Source organism: Enterobacter sp. MGH 24, assembly GCF_000493015.1.
Classification (GTDB): Bacteria; Pseudomonadota; Gammaproteobacteria; order Enterobacterales; family Enterobacteriaceae; genus Enterobacter.
In genome coordinates, this window is the sequence record NZ_KI535657.1 from 3,238,442 (window position 1) to 3,255,668 (window position 17,227).

A 17,227-nucleotide genomic window follows, 5' to 3' on the forward strand; every position below is an offset into this window, starting at 1 on the left:
AAAGAAATCGAGGGAGGAGGTTGAAAGGACAGGAGAAACTCGCTCATACTCTTGAATTGTGTCACACACCGATCCCGGGAGTGTGTTTACAGCGGACGCATTGCGCCAGATTAAACAAAAAAGGAAAAGGTCATGGCTGAAGAAACGATTTTCAGTAAAATTATCCGCCGCGAAATTCCGTCGGATATCGTCTATCAGGATGAACTGGTGACGGCTTTCCGGGACATTTCCCCTCAGGCCCCGACGCACATCCTTATCATTCCCAATATTCTGATTCCGACTGTAAACGACGTAAAAACCGAGCATGAAGTGGCGTTAGGTCGTATGCTGACGGTGGCCGCGAAAATCGCTGAACAGGAAGGGATTGCAGAAGACGGTTACCGTTTGATCATGAACTGCAACCGTCATGGTGGCCAGGAAGTTTATCATATTCACATGCATCTGCTGGGTGGACGTCCTCTGGGGCCGATGCTGGCACATAAAGGTCTTTGACATGCTTAAAGGGCGTATTGCAGCGCTGGTAATGACGATGATGATTGTGGGGTGCAGTTCGCATCCGGCGATCCCCGTGAATGATGAACAGACGCTGGTCATGGAATCCTCCGTGCTTGCCGCGGGCATTACGGCGCAACAGCCCGCGTTGACCATCAGTGAAATCAACTCATCTGCCTCCTCTACGCTCTTTAATGAAAGACACGAACCCGTGACGGTGCACTACCGTTTTTTCTGGTATGACGTAAGAGGTCTTGAAATGCATCCGCTGGAGGCGCCGCGCAGCGTCACCATTCCGGCCAGGTCGTCGGTAACGCTCTATGGCAGCGCCAACTATCTGGGTGCACATAAGGTGAGACTTTATCTTTATCTCTGAGGGGTGAACCTTGATTAATAATTTGAGCCGCTATGCGCTCGTGACAGCTTTCGCTCTGTTTCTCGCAGGGTGTGTGACCCGAACTGAACAGCCAGCGCCTGTGGAAGAGGCTAAACCGGGTACTGAACAGCCGACGCCGCCAACGCAGCAGCAGCCAACCGTGCCGTCTGTACCGTCTATTCCGTCACAGCCAGGCCCGATTGAACACCCGGACCAGACGTCACAGCCCACGCCGCGCGTGCGCCATTACGACTGGAACGGGGCCATGCAGCCGATGGTCGGCAAAATGCTGCAGGCGCAGGGCGTGACGGCGGGCAGCGTGTTGCTGGTCGACAGCGTCAACAACCGTACCAACGGTTCGCTGAACGCGGGTGAAGCGACGGAAACCCTGCGCAATGCTCTGGCTAACAACGGCAAGTTTACGCTGGTCTCGGCTCAGCAGCTCGCGGTCGCCAAGCAGCAGCTGGGCCTGTCGCCGCAGGATAGCCTCGGCACGCGCAGCAAGGCGATCGGCATTGCCCGTAACGTTGGCGCACAGTATGTCCTGTACTCTAACGCCACCGGTAACGTGAATACCCCAGCCCTGCAGATGCAGCTGATGCTGGTTCAGACAGGCGAAATTATCTGGTCAGGTAAAGGTGCGGTTACGCAACAATGACAGCACGCGTGAAGAGATTCTGACGCGCTATTTTCCTCAGTACCGCCTTATCGCGCCGCAGGCCCATTCCGGGCTTGGCGGCGCGAGTTGCATTATAGAGCAGGGCGAACGACGTCTGGTCTTGCGGCAAAATCACGACCCCTTTGCGCCTTCCTCCCATTTCCGTCGTCAGTTTCGTGCCCTGAGACGCCTTCCGGCGGGTCTCGTGCCTGCCCCTCGTTTTTTCAGACAGGGCTGGATGGCCGTCGACTATCTTGAGGGTGACGTTAAAAGCGCGCTGCCGGACACGCCGGAGCTTGCGGCGATGCTGTATCATCTGCACCGGCAGCCGCGCCTGGGATGGCGAATTACGTTATTCCCGCTGCTTGAGCACTACTGGCAGCAGGCCCTGCCTGACAGGCGTACTCCAGTGTGGCTGGCACATCTCAAGCGGCTGCGTAAAACGGGCGAGCCGCAGCCGATTCGGCTCTCGCCGCTGCACATGGATGTTCATGCCGGAAATATTGTGCATACGTCAGCGGGCATCAGGCTTATCGACTGGGAGTATGCCGGAGATGGCGATGTGGCGCTGGAGCTGGCGGCAGTCTGGGCGGAGAGTGACGCCGCGCGGCAGATGCTCATCAGGGACTACGCCCGACTGGCACATATTGACCCCGACGCGCTGAAGCGTCAGGTCAGACGCTGGCGACCCTGGGTCGTGATGTTAATGGCTGGCTGGTTTGAAATGCGCTATCGGCAGTCCAGAGACAAACAATTTATTGCGCTGGCAGACCATGCCTGGCGTCAGTTACAAACTAAAGGATAAGAGAGGTGGATGTGGGTCCAGTCATGTTGGATGTAGAAGGGTTTGAGCTGGATGCGGAGGAGCGCGAAATTCTGGCGCATCCGCTGGTGGGTGGCCTGATCCTGTTTACCCGCAACTATCACGATCCGGCGCAGCTGCGCGAGCTGGTGCGTCAGATCCGCGCCGCGTCGCGTAACCATCTGGTGGTGGCCGTCGATCAGGAAGGCGGACGCGTGCAGCGTTTTCGCGAAGGGTTTACCCGCCTGCCCGCCGCCCAGTCTTTTACCGCGCTGCTCGGCACGGAAGAGGGTGGAAAACTGGCGCAGGAGGCCGGCTGGCTGATGGCCAGCGAAATGATTGCCATGGATATCGACATCAGCTTTGCCCCGGTGCTGGATGTAGGGCATATCAGCGCTGCCATTGGCGAGCGCTCATACCATGAAGATCCGCGTATTGCGCTGGCAGTGGCAACCCGGTTCATCGACGGCATGCACGACGCAGGAATGAAAACCACCGGGAAACACTTCCCGGGCCACGGGGCAGTGACGGCAGATTCCCACAAAGAGACGCCGCGCGATCCGCGCCCGGAAGCGGAGATCCGCGCCAAAGATATGTCAGTTTTCCAGTCGCTTATCACCGGCAACAAGCTGGATGCCATTATGCCCGCGCACGTGATTTACAGCGACGTTGATCCGCGTCCTGCCAGCGGCTCTCCGCACTGGCTGAAAACCGTTCTGCGTCAGGAGCTGGGCTTCAACGGCGTGATTTTCTCTGACGATTTATCCATGGAAGGGGCGGCGATCATGGGCAGCTACGCTGAGCGCGGTCAGGCGTCGCTGGATGCAGGTTGCGATATGATCCTGGTCTGCAATAATCGTAAAGGTGCCGTTAGCGTGCTGGATAACCTGTCGCCGATCAATGCAGAGCGTGTTACACAATTGTATCATAAAGGTTCATTTAGCCGTCAGGAGCTGATGGATTCGGCGCGCTGGAAGACGGTCAACGCCCGGCTTGAAGACCTGAATGAGCGCTGGCAGGCACATAAAGCCAGCCTGTAAACCCTCCCGGAAGGCGTAGCGTGGTGAGAAGACGATGATCATCTATTTACACGGTTTTGACTCAAACAGCCCTGGTAATCATGAGAAGGTGCTGCAGCTGCAGTTTATCGATCCGGATGTACGGTTGATCAGCTACAGCACGCGCCATCCGAAGCATGATATGCAGCATCTGCTCAAAGAGGTGGACAAAATGCTGCAGCTCAACGTCGACGACCGCCCGTTGATCTGCGGCGTGGGGCTGGGCGGCTACTGGGCGGAGCGCATTGGCTTCCTGTGCGACATTCGCCAGGTGGTGTTCAATCCTAACCTGTTCCCGAACGAGAACATGGAAGGCAAAATTGACCGCCCGGAAGAGTATGTCGATATTGCGACCAAGTGCGTCAGCAATTTTCGTGAGAAAAACCGCGACCGCTGCCTGGTGATCCTCTCCCGTAATGATGAAGCGCTCAACAGCCATCGGGCAGCAGAATTGTTACATCATTACTATGAGATCGTCTGGGACGAAGAACAGACCCACAAGTTCAAAAACATCTCCCCGCATCTGCAGCGTATCAAAGCGTTTAAAACGCTGGGTTAACCCTACACCCGCAGGCATCAAAGCCCGGCCGCGAAAGCGTACCGGGCTTTCTTTTTGACCAGAATTGTCTACTTTTAAGCCATCAAAACTTGATGCATATCAATTTTGGTATGACCAATGCGCCTGACGTGGTATTCTCAATGCACCTGAATGGTTTCAGTGCTGTAACCTGTTGTTAATTAAGGGTTATTTTTATAACTTTTAATTAACAATTGGTTAATAATTTGAGGGGGTCACGTTGACTACGCCATTGAAAAAGATAGTGATTGTAGGCGGTGGTGCTGGCGGGCTGGAGCTGGCTACACAGCTGGGCAAGAAGCTGGGTCGCGGTAAAAAAGCCAAAATTACGCTGGTGGATCGTAACCACAGCCACCTGTGGAAACCGCTGCTGCATGAAGTGGCAACCGGTTCTCTGGATGAGGGCGTGGACGCGCTCAGCTATCTGGCACACGCGCGCAACCATCATTTCCAGTTCCAGCTGGGCTCGGTGGTGGACATCAACCGTGAAAGCAAAACCATCACCCTGGCAGAGCTGCGCGATGAAAAAGGGGAGTTGCTGGTTCCTGAGCGTAAACTGGCGTATGACACGCTGGTCATGGCGCTGGGCAGTACCTCCAACGATTTCAACACGCCGGGCGTGAAAGAGCACTGTATCTTCCTCGATAACCCGCACCAGGCGCGTCGTTTCCATCAGGAAATGCTGAACCTGTTCCTGAAGTACACCAGCAATATGGGTGCGAACGGTAAGGTGAATATCGCCATTGTCGGCGGCGGCGCGACGGGCGTTGAGCTGTCTGCGGAGCTGCACAATGCGGTGAAACAGCTGCACAGCTACGGTTACAAAGGGTTAACTAACGAAGCGCTGAACGTCACGCTGGTTGAAGCCGGTGAACGCATTCTGCCTGCGCTGCCTCCGCGAATTTCCGGTGCGGCGCACAATGAGCTCACCAAACTGGGCGTGCGGGTGCTGACGCAAACCATGGTGACCAGCGCCGACGAAGGCGGTCTGCACACCAAAGACGGCGAGTATATCAAAGCGGATCTGATGGTCTGGGCGGCAGGTATCAAAGCGCCTGACTTTATGAAAGAGATCGGCGGTCTGGAAACGAACCGCATTAACCAGCTGGTAACCGAGCCAACGCTGCAAACCACGCGTGACCCTGAAATCTTTGCTATCGGCGACTGTGCCTCCTGCGCGCGTCCTGAAGGTGGGTTTGTGCCTCCGCGCGCGCAGGCCGCTCACCAGATGGCAAGCCTGGTGCTGCACAACATTCTGGCGCAGTACAAAGGCAAGCCAATGAAGGCCTATGTCTACAAAGACCATGGTTCACTGGTGTCGCTGTCAAACTTCTCTACCGTCGGCAGCCTGATGGGCAACCTGATGCGCGGCTCGATGATGGTGGAAGGGCGTATCGCTCGCTTCGTGTATATCTCCCTGTACCGTATGCACCAGATTGCGCTGCACGGCTACTTCAAAACCGGGCTGATGATGCTGGTGGGCAGAATCAACCGCGTGATCCGTCCGCGTCTGAAGCTGCACTAATCTTTCACTCCCTCCGGACTCTCCGGAGGGAGTTTTTAGCATTTCATGCTGTAGATCACAGTTTGACTGCTTAAGAGTTCTCCTAAATAGAATATATCTCCTCGCTATGCCCCTTTTTTGATCCTTTATCTGATTGGCGAAGCGTTGCCTCCATTGCAAAATTGTTACCAATAGCAACAAAGGAGGAAGTCCCGTGAATAAATCAATGTTGGCGGGTATAGGGATTGGCGTCGCGGCTGCGTTAGGTGTGGCTGCCATTGCCAGTCTCAACGTATTAGATCGCGGCCCGCAGTATGCACAGGTGGTTTCTGCTACACCGATTAAAGAAACCGTGAAAACCCCTCGTCAGGAGTGCCGCAACGTCTCCGTGACGCACCGTCGTCCTGTCCAGGATGAAAACCGCATTGCCGGTTCTGTTCTGGGGGCGGTAGCGGGTGGCGTGATTGGTCACCAGTTTGGCGGCGGCCGGGGTAAAGATGTGGCGACCGTGGTCGGCGCGCTGGGGGGCGGCTATGCCGGTAACCAGGTGCAGGGCGCGATGCAGGATAATGATACCTACACCACGACTCAGCAACGCTGCAAAACCGTCTATGACAAGTCGGAAAAAATGCTGGGCTATGACGTGACGTACAAAATTGGCGATCAGCAGGGCAAAATCCGCATGGATAAAGACCCGGGCACGCAAATTCCACTGGATGGAAATGGCCAGCTGGTTCTGAATAACAAAGTGTAAAAAAGATGTTCTCTGAATTTAGCTCCTCATGCGCTCAGGCTGAGGAGCTTTTTTTTGCGTCAGATTTTCAGTAGCTCAGGCCACAGCCGCAGCGTGGTGTCGCTAATATGCTGCAGTTTTTCCAGCGTGGCCCCTTCACGGGCGCTGATCGACATCCCCTGCAAAATACAGCTCAGGTATTGCGCCAGCAGCTGAGGGTTGCACTGCGCGGGGATTTCACCGCGCTGCTGGCGCTGAGCCAGAAATGCGCTGAGCGTCTCCTCCTGCATGGCATGCCGCGATTTCACCGTATTGGCAATCTCTTTAGAGGACGCCGCAAGGGTGGCTGAGGTGTTAATCATAAAGCAGCCCGCAGGCGTATCTTTACTGGTGAAACAGGTCGCGACGGCAGTGAAATAGTCGCGAAGCGCCTGTTCAACGCTTTTCTCTTCACAGAACAGCTGGGCTTCGTGTTTCGCCGCAAAGCGCGAAATGTATCTGTCCAGCACCGCCCTGAACAGCCCCTCTTTATTGGTAAATTCGGCATACAGCGTTGGCGCTTTGGCTCCGGTGGCTTCTACCAGATCGGAAAGCGAGGTTGCTTCATACCCATGTTGCCAGAAGAGAGTCATGGCCTTATCAAGCGCTGCATCCCTGTCAAACACTTTTGGTCGGCCACGGCTTTTCTTCGCACAACTCGTGACATCGGTTGTCATTTGCCGTTGGTCCTCTGTTGGTTTGGTGAACGACCATTATAAAAATAAACACAACCCACCACCAGTGCTGAATGCTTAAAAATAAATTAATCATATATGTATGAAAAATAAGAATTTTAAAATTAAGTTAACGCTCGTTATAAAAATATGTTGACGCGTGACCTGGATCACATTTATGATTTACCTATCGATCGTTAACTAAATGATTAACGACCTCCAAATTCATCTGCTAAAGGTAAACATCATGAAAAACGTAAAAACCCTCATCGCTGCCGCTGTTCTGAGTTCACTCTCTTTTGCAAGCTTTGCTGCTGTACAGGTGCAATCCACCCCTGCTGACCAGCATAAAGTCGGGACAATCTCTGCGTCTGCCGGTACTAACCTGAGTTCACTGGAAGATCAGCTGGCGCAAAAAGCGCAAGAGATGGGTGCTAAATCTTACCGCATCACCTCTGTGACCGGTCCTAACACCCTGCACGGCACGGCTGTCATCTACAAATAAGCCGGGCATAAACCCTCATTTATGCCACTGCAATAAAAAAAGGCCCTGCTCAGCAGGGCCTTTTTTTATTTCTGATTTACATCGACTGCGGGACGACGCCGTGATGCCGGGTGACGTCGGTCGGCATGCCTGACCGCGCTTCCATCGCCCGCTCCATCACTACGCTATTGGTATTCGCGTTCGTTTTGAAGCTTACCATCGCGGCATTCAGGTTAATGGGCAGCGTCTGCGGATCGTCGCCAATGTTTTTCGATAACGGCTGGTGAATCTCAACCAGCCGCACGCCGCCCGGCTCCTCAGAAACCTTAATCGGCGTATTGATAATATTCACTTTGGTTCCCGGCGTAACGACGTTAAACAGCGTTTTGATATCGTCATCGCGCAGACGAATACAGCCGGAGCTGACGCGCATGCCGATGCCAAAGTCCGCATTCGTGCCGTGCAGCAGGTAGACACCGCCGTATGCCGCCAGGCGGATCGCGTGGTGCCCCATCGGGTTATCCGGGCCTGCCGGCACCACGGCAGGAAGATCGATGCCCTGGGCCTTATAACGGGCACGAATATTGGCCGTCGGGGTCCAGGTTGGATTCGCGCGTTTATCCGAGACGGTCGTGACCATCGTCGGCGTCAGGGTGTCGCCGCCCAGCTGACCAATCCCAATTGGATAGACGGTCACCTCATTTTTACCCGGCGGGTAATAGTACAGACGCAGCTCCGCCAGATTTATAACGATCCCCTCACGCGGAGCGTCCGGCAGAATAGCCTGTAACGGGATAGTCAACACGCTGCCCGCGCGCGGGACGTACGGGTCGACGCCAGGGTTCGCCTGCAGCAGGGCCAGAAAACCGACGTTATATTTTTTGGCAATGGCTTCCAGTGAACCGCCATTATTTTCAACCACATGAAAGCGGTTTTCCCCCACCACCTTGCTGCCGGGCGGAGGAAGGGGCCAGGTATTTGCGCGAGCGGGAAGCGCAACCGCGAGGGTGGCTGCCAGCGCAAACAGGGTTAACCAGCGAGTAAAACGCGAAGAGGTCATCATCACCATAATCCATGTAAATGATAAGGTTATTGTTTTATAAGGGGTTAAACATAATTATGGCGAATGGGTGTGTCGGGAAGATCGGGTGAAGTGCAAAGAGTTTGTAAATTGTCCCCCCGTAGCGCTGGGCTAACAGGGGAAGGAATCCCCATAAAATAATGCCTGCACGGACGACCCCCTCTCCCTTGAGGGAGAGGGCTGGGGTGAGGGGGAACATACGGCTCTGGTGGTCATTCCGTTCACTTTATGTTCCTTGCTACTCTGTAACGACATGACCTGTGAACGTGCCAGGGTGGCTCAATCGCCACCACCGTGGCGACCCGGGCTCCCGGCGGTAAATCGCCGCTACGCGGATTGTTCGCCCCATCCCTGGGGCTTACCCCTTCGGGGACAGCGCAAGCGCTGTACAAAATTGCTCCCGGCAATTTTGTCTTCGGCTTATTCCTTCCGGCTTATCGGGGACGGGCGGAGGTAACATCCCTGTAAAGCCCGCCCTCTCGGCGCATCCCTGCGCCTCGCCCCGGCCTGCAGGAAACGCCTCAGCGATTTACAGCCGGACCAGGGTGTCGCTATAAGCTATTCATTTTCCGGAAGCAACTTTCATCGCTTCCGGTTAATAAACTACATGAAATTCCTCAGGTAACAGGGGAAAGGGAGGTTATGCGATCGCGTTCTCTTCCAGCTGACGCATAAAGTGACGCACCCAGTCCATGCGGGTTTTGCGCTCCGTCAGCTCCTGGGTAAATTTCAGACGGGTTGGACCATCCAGACGGAAATGCTGCGGCTGTTTTTGCAGCAGGCCAATCAGCCACATCGGGTTGACGTGGTTCTTCTCCGCGAACTCAATCACGCCGCCTTTTTCGTTGCCTTCAAGCTTGCGAATGCCCAGCTTCTGCGCCTGCTGGCGCAGGCGAGCGATATCCAGCAGATTTCGCGCCGCATCGGGCAGCAGGCCAAAGCGGTCGATCAGCTCAACCTTAATCTCTTCCAGTTCGTTTTCCGTCTTCGCACTGGCGATACGCTTGTAGAATGAGAGACGGGTATTCACGTCCGGAATGAAATCGTCCGGCAGCAGGGAAGGCATACGCAACTCGACCTCGGTCTGCTGGCTGGTGAGATCTTCCAGCGACGGCTCGCGTCCGGCCTTCAGGGCGTCAACCGCGTTTTCCAGCAGTTCCATATAGAGCGAGAAGCCGATGGTCTCCATCGAGCCGCTCTGGTCTTCACCCAGCAGTTCACCGGCACCGCGGATCTCGAGATCGTGCGTGGCCAGCGCAAAGCCTGCGCCAAGGTCTTCCAGTGAGGCGATGGCTTCCAGACGCTTTTGCGCGTCGGTGGTCATCGCTTTCGGATGCGGCGTCAGCAGCCAGGCGTAGGCCTGATGGTGCGAACGCCCGACGCGGCCGCGCAGCTGGTGCAGCTGCGCCAGACCAAAGTGATCCGCGCGTTCGATAATAATCGTGTTCGCGGTCGGGATATCAATACCGGTTTCAATGATGGTGGTACACACCAGCACGTTGAAGCGCTGGTGGTGGAAATCATTCATCACCCGCTCCAGCTCGCGCTCGCGCATCTGCCCGTGACCGATAGCGATACGCGCTTCCGGCACCAGCTCCGCCAGCCTGTCCGCCGCTTTTTGAATGTTTTCTACGTCGTTGTAGAGATAGTACACCTGGCCGCCGCGCAGCACTTCACGCAGGATCGCTTCGCGCACCACCAAATTGTCGTACTCGCGGACAAAGGTTTTTACCGCCAGACGGCGCGCCGGCGGCGTGGCGATAATCGACAGATCGCGCATGCCGCTCATTGCCATGTTCAGGGTTCGCGGGATAGGCGTTGCGGTCAGGGTCAGGATATCGACGTCGGCGCGCATCGCTTTGATGCGCTCTTTGTGGCGCACCCCGAAGCGGTGCTCTTCGTCGACGATCAGCAGCCCCAGATCTTTCCACTTCACATCGCTTTGCAGCAGCTTGTGGGTGCCGATCAGAATGTCGATTTTACCCTCGCTGGCCTGTTCCAGAATCTGGGTCTGTTCTTTGGTACTGCGAAAACGCGAGAGCATCTCGATACGTACCGGCCAGTTGGCGAAACGGTCGCGGAAGTTGTCGAAGTGCTGCTGAGCGAGCAGGGTGGTCGGCACCAGCACCGCCACCTGCTTGTTGTTTTCCACCGCAAGGAAGGCGGCGCGCATCGCCACTTCGGTTTTGCCGAAGCCGACGTCGCCGCAGACTAAGCGGTCCATTGCCAGCGGCTGGCACATGTCGCTCAGCACGGCGTTGATGGCCTGGGCCTGATCCGGCGTGGTTTCAAACGGGAAGCTGTCGCAGAACAGCTGGTACTGTTCTTTATCATGCTTAAAGGCGAAGCCCTGTTTGGCCGCGCGCTGGGCGTAGATATCCAGCAGCTCGGCCGCCACGTCGCGCACTTTTTCCGCCGCCTTCTGGCGCGCGCGCGCCCAGGCATCGCCGCCCAGCTTGTGCAGCGGCGCATTGTCTTCGGCGCCTCCCGCGTAGCGGCTGATCAGATGGAGGGAGGAGACCGGGACATACAGTTTGGCGTCGTTAGCGTAGGTCAGCATCAGGTATTCACCTTTGATGCCGCCCGCTTCCAGCGTGGTCATCCCCTGATAGCGCCCAACGCCGTGTTCCAGGTGAACAATCGGCTGGCCCGGATGCAGCTCGGCCAGGTTACGGATCAGCGTGTCCGGGTTGATGGTCCGCCGGCTGTCCTGACGGCGACGCGCGACGCGCTCGCCCAGCAGGTCGCTTTCGCAAATCAGCGCCAGGTTGTTGAGCGTGTCGATGAACCCGTGCTCGGCGGCACCAATCATCAGGTAACGACCGTTTCCGGTCGCCTCGCTCAGACGCAGGATGCGCTTCGGCGCCACCTTAATGCGTCCCAGCAGCTCACCTAACGCTTCGCGGCGGCCTTCGCTCTCAACGGAGAACACCACCGGGCCGGTAAAGGACTCCAGGAACTTGCGCAGATTATCCAGCGGGGATTTCTGCTGCGCCTGAACGGCCAGGTCCGGCAGCGTCCGGAAGGCGAGGTTGGTGTTGGCGGCCTTATCGGCAAGCGAATCGGTTTTCAGCTGCATGCGCGGCCAGCGCTTCAGCTCGGCGTTGAGCTCGTCGGTGCGCAGCCACAGCGCTTCCGGCGGCAGCAGCGGACGCATTGGGTCAACGCCACGGTTTTCAAAGCGGGCGCGGGTTTCGCTTTCAAAGCGGCTGGCGCTGGCGTCGATATCCCCGGTGTTAACAATCAGCGTGTTCGCCGGGAAGTAGCTGAACAGGGCGGGCAGCGGCTCGTTGAAGAACAGCGGCTGCCAGTATTCGATCCCGGCAGGAAGCGTGCCTTTACTGACCTGCTGATAAATATGTTCCGCGTCGCGCTTCACCTCGAACTTATCGCGCCACTGGCTGCGGAACAGTTCGATAGCGGTTTTGTCCGTGGGGAACTCATGCGCGGGCAGTAAATTGATGGACTCTACTTCCTCCAGCGTGCGCTGCGTGTCAGCGTCGAACACGCGCAGGCTGTCGATTTCGTCATCAAAAAAGTCCAGACGATACGGCTGGTCGCTGCCCATCGGGTAAAGATCGAGCAGCGCGCCGCGGGTCGCGTATTCCCCGTGCTCCATCACCTGGTCGACGTGGCGATAGCCGGCACCGTCAAGCTGCGCGCGCAGGGCATCACGGGACAGGCGCTGGCCTTTTTTCATCACCAGCGCGTGACCGTGCAGATAGCTGTGCGGACAGACGCGCTGCATCAGGGTATTTACCGGCACAATCAGCACGCCGCGCTGCATGGTCGGGAGTTGATAGAGCGTCGACAGGCGCGAGGAGATAATCTCCTGATGCGGAGAGAAGCTGTCATAGGGCAGCGTTTCCCAGTCGGCCAGGCTGAACACCAGGCTATCGGTGAACTGGCGAATTTCGTCGTGCAGGCGCAGGGCATTTTGCATATCCGGGGCAACCAGGATCACCGGGCCAGGATGACGCTCGGCGATTTCCGCTACCAGCGTGGCGCACGCCGCACCCGTGAGTTCACCCAGCTGGCGCTGGTCGCCCGCTTTGACAGGCAAGGAATAACGATAGTGTTCAGGCATGGCTATGTCAGAGTCTCTTATGGATATACCAACAGTATTGGGGCATATCACTGATACGCAATGTCTTTATTATCCTCGATCGTTTTACATAAGCAAATCGTAACCGCACGGCAGGGCTAAACGCCCCCGAAACAGGGGCGGAGAGGGCATTAACGCGTAGAAGGTGACAGGGGCAGCGAAGACGGAGGAGAGAAGAAAATATCCCCAAACAGCGCGGTGGAGAGTTTACGCACCCCAAGCCCGGCAAGGGTACAGATCAGCAGGCTGGCAAACGGGTAGACCAGGATTAAGCCCAGCTCGGCCCAGACCGGCCAATATGCGGCATTCATCTCGCCAATCAGGAACAGGCTAATGGCCTCAATCAGGATGCGGTGGGTGGTATAAATCGCAATGGTATTGGAGCCAATCACGTTCAGCAGATTGTTCGGGTGAACGGCATAGCGCTGCTCAAGGCTGTAGAATAGCTTCATAATCAGCACAATCGACAGCAATGAGAGCAGCAGCGGAACGTTAGCAAACCACAGCACCACGGAGACGGCGGCGAAAGCGCCGGCTGCCAGCCAGATGCGGCGCAGGTTGACGCTTTTCATCCACGCCATCAGCTCTGCGCCATACCACGCCCCGAGGCTGTAGTAGATCATGTTACGTACCACGCTGTTCATCCCCCACCACGGCAGCGGCAGGAAGTTAATCGCGATGCTTGCCAGCGCCAGCAGTCCAAGTACCGGCAGCTTCCAGCGGCTCAACAGTTTACACAGCGTGAAGTAGACCACCAGCGCATACAGGTACCACAGGCTGGTGCTGGCAGTGACCATCCCCAGCACAAAGCCTGAGAACGAGTCGGCGTAGGCCGCGTTCGACGAGGTGGCAAGCTCGCGTTCGGGTGCCAGCCAGGCGTTCAGGTGGGTCAACGCCTGCCATTGCAGAACGCCCCACAGCGCCAGGACCCAGACAATGCTCCAGATCCGTTTGTCGAGACTGGTTCGCCAGTCCACCTCGTCAATATAACGACGGATCAAATAGCCGGAGATGAAGAAGAAGACCGGCATACGAAACGGTGCGAGATAGAGGTTAAAATAGACCCAACATTTGGCGAGAAGGCCGGAGAGCGGGTGTTGCAGCCCGATCAGATGCGGATAAAACGTGATCACCGAATGATAGATAACCACCAGGCAGATACACAGCCCTTTTATCTGGTTAATCCATAATGCTTTTTGCTTCATTGTTCGCCACTACCTTTTTGCCATAAACGAACGAACAATTGTTGTAAAACGAAGCCAGGATGTAATGGGTAACAGTCTGTATCAGGAGGTTTTTCGGAAAAGGTGGAGGGTGCGAGGCGAGTATTCCGACAATAGCACCCTGATTTATCTGAATTTTTCGGAAAAATGATTACCAAAGCTTACGGTTTCAGTCATTTACGCTTAACGGATTCGCTTATATACTCGTGGGTCTGCTATCAGCAAACAGACGGATTTCATGTATCAACCTGTCGCACTCTTCATAGGCTTACGTTACATGCGTGGGCGCGCCGCGGACCGCTTCGGTCGCTTTGTCTCCTGGCTTTCGACTATTGGCATTACGCTTGGCGTGATGGCACTGGTGACGGTGCTTTCCGTCATGAATGGCTTCGAACGCGAGCTGCAAAACAACATCCTGGGGCTGATGCCGCAGGCCGTTCTCTCATCATCCAATGGTTCGGTTAACCCGCAACAGCTGCCGGAAAGCGCGGCGAAGTTACAGGGCGTCACGCGCGTTGCGCCGTTGACGACCGGCGACGTGGTGCTGCAAAGCGCCCGCAGCGTGGCGGTCGGCGTGATGCTGGGTATTGACCCGGCGCAAAACGATCCGCTGACGCCGTATCTGGTTAACGTGAAGCAGACCGATCTGGAGGCCGGAAAATACAACGTGATTCTGGGTGAACAGCTTGCCGGTCAGCTTGGCGTCAACCGTGGCGATCAGCTGCGCGTGATGGTCCCTTCTGCCAGCCAGTTTACGCCGATGGGGCGCCTGCCAAGCCAGCGCCTGTTCAACGTGATTGGTACCTTTGCCGCTAACAGCGAAGTCGATGGCTACCAGATGCTGGTCAACATTCAGGATGCTTCACGCCTGATGCGCTACCCGGCAGGGAATATCACCGGCTGGCGCCTGTGGCTCGATCAGCCGCTGAAGGTCGATACCCTCAGCCAGCAAAGCCTGCCGGACGGCACGAAATGGCAGGACTGGCGCGAGCGTAAAGGCGAGCTGTTCCAGGCCGTGCGCATGGAGAAAAACATGATGGGGCTGCTGCTGAGCCTGATCGTGGCCGTGGCCGCCTTTAACATCATCACCTCGCTGGGCCTGATGGTAATGGAGAAGCAGGGCGAAGTCGCCATTCTGCAAACCCAGGGGCTCACGCCGCGCCAGATCATGGCGGTGTTTATGGTGCAGGGGGCCAGCGCAGGCATCATCGGCGCGCTGCTCGGTGCCGTGCTGGGGGCATTGCTTGCCAGCCAGCTTAATAACTTAATGCCGATCATCGGCGCGCTGCTTGACGGCGCGGCGCTGCCGGTGGCTATCGAGCCGCTGCAGGTGGTCGGTATTGCGCTGGCCGCGATGGCCATTGCGCTGCTTTCTACGCTTTATCCTTCCTGGCGCGCCGCCGCCACTCAACCCGCTGAGGCTTTACGTTATGAATAAGATCCTGTTGCAATGCGACAACCTGTCCAAACGCTATCAGGAAGGCACTGTGCAAACTGACGTGCTGCACAATGTGAGCTTCAGCGTGGGTGAAGGCGAGATGATGGCGATTGTCGGCAGCTCCGGCTCGGGGAAAAGTACCCTGCTGCATCTGCTGGGCGGGCTGGATACGCCAACCAACGGCGACGTGATTTTCTCCGGCCAGCCGATGAGCAAAATGTCCTCCGCGGCGAAGGCCGAGCTGCGTAACCGCGAGCTGGGCTTTATCTACCAGTTCCACCACCTGCTGCCGGATTTCACGGCGCTGGAAAACGTGGCGATGCCGCTGCTGATTGGCAAAAAGAAACCGGCAGAAATTAACGCTCGCGCCAGCGACATGCTGAAAGCGGTAGGGCTGGGCCATCGCGGTAACCACCGTCCCTCTGAGCTTTCCGGCGGCGAGCGCCAGCGCGTGGCGATTGCCCGTGCGCTGGTCAACAACCCGCGTCTGGTGCTGGCGGATGAGCCTACCGGTAACCTGGATGCCCGCAATGCGGACAGTATTTTCCAGCTTCTGGGCGAGCTGAACGCCTCGCAGGGCACCGCGTTTTTGGTCGTGACCCACGATCTGCAGCTGGCAAAACGCATGGGGCGTCAGCTTGAGATGCGCGACGGCCATTTGAACGCGGAACTGACCCTGATGGGAGCAGAGTAATGGCGTCACCGTTATCGTTACTTATCGGTTTACGTTTTAGCCGCGGCCGCCGTCGCGGCGGCATGGTGTCGCTGATCTCCGTCATCTCGACCATCGGTATTGCGTTGGGCGTGGCGGTGCTGATTGTGGGCTTAAGCGCCATGAACGGCTTTGAGCGCGAGCTGAACAACCGCATTCTGGCGGTGGTGCCGCACGGGGAGATCGAGCCGGTCAACCAGCCGTGGACGAACTGGAGCGATGCGCTCAACAAAGTTGAAAAAGTGCCCGGCATTGCCGCGGCCGCGCCCTATATCAACTTTACCGGGCTGGTGGAGAGCGGGGTAAACCTGCGCGCCATTCAGGTGAAAGGGGTCAACCCCGCCCAGGAAGCGCGTCTCAGCGCGCTGCCAAACTATGTGCAGAACGGCGCGTGGGCCAACTTTAAGGCCGGCGAGCAGCAGATCATCATGGGTAAAGGCGTTGCCGATGCCCTGAAGGTGAAGCAGGGCGATTGGGTGTCAATCATGATCCCGAACGCCAGCGCCGACCACAAGCTGCAGCAGCCTAAGCGCGTGCGCCTGCACGTCACCGGTATTCTTCAGCTGAGCGGTCAGCTCGATCACAGCTTCGCCATGGTGCCGATGGAAGATGCGCGCCAGTATCTCGATATGGGCGACAGCGTGACGGGGATTGCCATTAAGGTGAACGACGTCTTTAACGCCAACAGGCTGGTCCGCGACGCGGGCAGTGTGACCAATAACTATGTCTACATCAAAAGCTGGATCGGCACTTACGGGTATATGTACCGTGATATCCAGATGATCCGCGCCATCATGTATCTGGCGATGGTGCTGGTGATTGGTGTGGCGTGCTTTAATATCGTCTCGACGCTGGTGATGGCGGTCAAGGACAAGAGTGGCGACATCGCCGTGCTGCGTACGCTGGGGGCGAAAGACGGTCTTATTCGCGCCATCTTCGTCTGGTACGGTTTGCTGGCGGGGCTGTTTGGCAGCCTGTGCGGCGTGGTGATTGGCGTGGTGGTTTCCCTGCAGCTGACCCCCATTATCAACGGGATCGAAAAGCTTATCGGCCACCAGTTCCTGTCGGGTGATATCTATTTTATTGACTTCCTGCCGTCTGAGCTGCACTGGCTGGATGTTTTTTATGTGCTGGTTACAGCACTTTTACTGAGTCTGCTGGCAAGCTGGTATCCGGCGCGTCGCGCAAGCCGAATTGATCCGGCGAGGGTATTAAGTGGCCAGTAATTACGTCATGATCTAGCGGCTTTCGGGCCGCCAGGTCGAAAGAGG

Annotated in this window: 16 protein-coding genes; 12 read left to right on the forward strand and 4 right to left on the reverse strand. The window is 56.8% G+C overall.

Annotation, left to right across the window (positions count from 1 at the left end):
- Positions 1-132: 132 nt before the first annotated feature.
- The 8 genes from hinT (at position 133) to L370_RS06680 (ending at position 6,221) form a co-directional block, all read left to right on the forward strand.
- Positions 133-492 (forward strand): purine nucleoside phosphoramidase, encoded by a 360-nt coding sequence (hinT, locus tag L370_RS06715; RefSeq protein WP_006809243.1) that lies wholly within the window; start codon positions 133-135, stop codon positions 490-492.
- Position 493: 1 nt separating this feature from the next.
- Positions 494-868: a YcfL family putative periplasmic lipoprotein gene (locus L370_RS06710; RefSeq protein ID WP_023335286.1), complete on the forward strand. Its 375-nt coding sequence runs from the start codon at positions 494-496 to the stop codon at positions 866-868.
- Between the two features lie 13 nt (positions 869-881).
- Entirely contained in the window at positions 882-1,526 is a 645-nt protein-coding gene (gene lpoB / locus L370_RS06705) for a penicillin-binding protein activator LpoB (RefSeq protein ID WP_155858078.1), read from the forward strand.
- Positions 1,507-2,331: a thiamine kinase gene (thiK, locus tag L370_RS06700; protein WP_023335288.1), complete on the forward strand. Its 825-nt coding sequence runs from the start codon at positions 1,507-1,509 to the stop codon at positions 2,329-2,331. Before lpoB ends, thiK begins: the two co-directional genes overlap by 20 nt.
- Positions 2,332-2,342: 11 nt before the next feature.
- Positions 2,343-3,368 carry a beta-N-acetylhexosaminidase gene (nagZ, locus tag L370_RS06695; RefSeq protein WP_032666710.1) on the forward strand — a complete coding sequence of 342 codons (1,026 nt, stop codon included), beginning with the start codon at positions 2,343-2,345 and terminating at the stop codon, positions 3,366-3,368.
- A gap of 34 nt (positions 3,369-3,402) precedes the next feature.
- On the forward strand, positions 3,403-3,945 hold the full coding sequence (ycfP, locus tag L370_RS06690) for an alpha/beta hydrolase YcfP (RefSeq protein WP_008500781.1): 543 nt from the start codon (positions 3,403-3,405) through the stop codon (positions 3,943-3,945).
- A 238-nt stretch (positions 3,946-4,183) separates the two neighbouring features.
- Entirely contained in the window at positions 4,184-5,488 is a 1,305-nt protein-coding gene (locus tag L370_RS06685) for an NAD(P)/FAD-dependent oxidoreductase (protein WP_023335290.1), read from the forward strand.
- A gap of 193 nt (positions 5,489-5,681) precedes the next feature.
- Positions 5,682-6,221 (forward strand): glycine zipper 2TM domain-containing protein, encoded by a 540-nt coding sequence (locus tag L370_RS06680; RefSeq protein ID WP_023335291.1) that lies wholly within the window; start codon positions 5,682-5,684, stop codon positions 6,219-6,221.
- A gap of 59 nt (positions 6,222-6,280) precedes the next feature.
- Here L370_RS06680 and comR read toward each other — a convergent pair whose 3' ends face one another.
- A complete protein-coding gene (comR, locus tag L370_RS06675) occupies positions 6,281-6,916 on the reverse strand; it encodes a TetR family copper-responsive transcriptional repressor ComR (RefSeq protein WP_023335292.1) in 636 nt (211 codons plus the stop codon).
- 244 nt (positions 6,917-7,160) lie between these two features.
- Here comR and bhsA point away from each other — a divergent pair, with 244 nt between their 5' ends.
- Positions 7,161-7,418 (forward strand): multiple stress resistance protein BhsA, encoded by a 258-nt coding sequence (bhsA, locus tag L370_RS06670; RefSeq protein ID WP_032639138.1) that lies wholly within the window; start codon positions 7,161-7,163, stop codon positions 7,416-7,418.
- Positions 7,419-7,494: 76 nt separating this feature from the next.
- On the opposite strand, the gene L370_RS06665 is transcribed toward bhsA, so the two are convergent.
- The 3 genes from L370_RS06665 to L370_RS06655 all read right to left on the reverse strand — a co-directional run bounded on the left by L370_RS06665 (position 7,495) and on the right by L370_RS06655 (position 13,788).
- Positions 7,495-8,460 (reverse strand): L,D-transpeptidase LdtC, encoded by a 966-nt coding sequence (locus L370_RS06665; protein WP_023335294.1) that lies wholly within the window; start codon positions 8,458-8,460, stop codon positions 7,495-7,497.
- A 658-nt stretch (positions 8,461-9,118) separates the two neighbouring features.
- Positions 9,119-12,565, reverse strand: a complete 3,447-nt coding sequence (gene mfd / locus L370_RS06660; protein ID WP_023335295.1) for a transcription-repair coupling factor — start codon at positions 12,563-12,565, stop codon at positions 9,119-9,121.
- 149 nt (positions 12,566-12,714) lie between these two features.
- Positions 12,715-13,788, reverse strand: coding sequence for an acyltransferase family protein (locus L370_RS06655; protein ID WP_023335296.1), 1,074 nt, complete (start codon positions 13,786-13,788; stop codon positions 12,715-12,717).
- A gap of 256 nt (positions 13,789-14,044) precedes the next feature.
- On the opposite strand from L370_RS06655, the gene lolC reads away from it, so the two are divergent.
- From lolC to lolE, 3 genes are read left to right on the forward strand one after another with little or no spacing between them, the layout of a single operon-like run.
- Positions 14,045-15,244, forward strand: a complete 1,200-nt coding sequence (lolC, locus tag L370_RS06650) for a lipoprotein-releasing ABC transporter permease subunit LolC (protein WP_032666592.1) — start codon at positions 14,045-14,047, stop codon at positions 15,242-15,244.
- Positions 15,237-15,938: a lipoprotein-releasing ABC transporter ATP-binding protein LolD gene (gene lolD, locus L370_RS06645; RefSeq protein ID WP_008500772.1), complete on the forward strand. Its 702-nt coding sequence runs from the start codon at positions 15,237-15,239 to the stop codon at positions 15,936-15,938. The genes lolC and lolD overlap by 8 nt, the downstream gene beginning before the upstream one ends.
- Positions 15,938-17,182: a lipoprotein-releasing ABC transporter permease subunit LolE gene (gene lolE / locus L370_RS06640; protein WP_023335299.1), complete on the forward strand. Its 1,245-nt coding sequence runs from the start codon at positions 15,938-15,940 to the stop codon at positions 17,180-17,182. Before lolD ends, lolE begins: the two co-directional genes overlap by 1 nt.
- Positions 17,183-17,227: the final 45 nt, after the last annotated feature.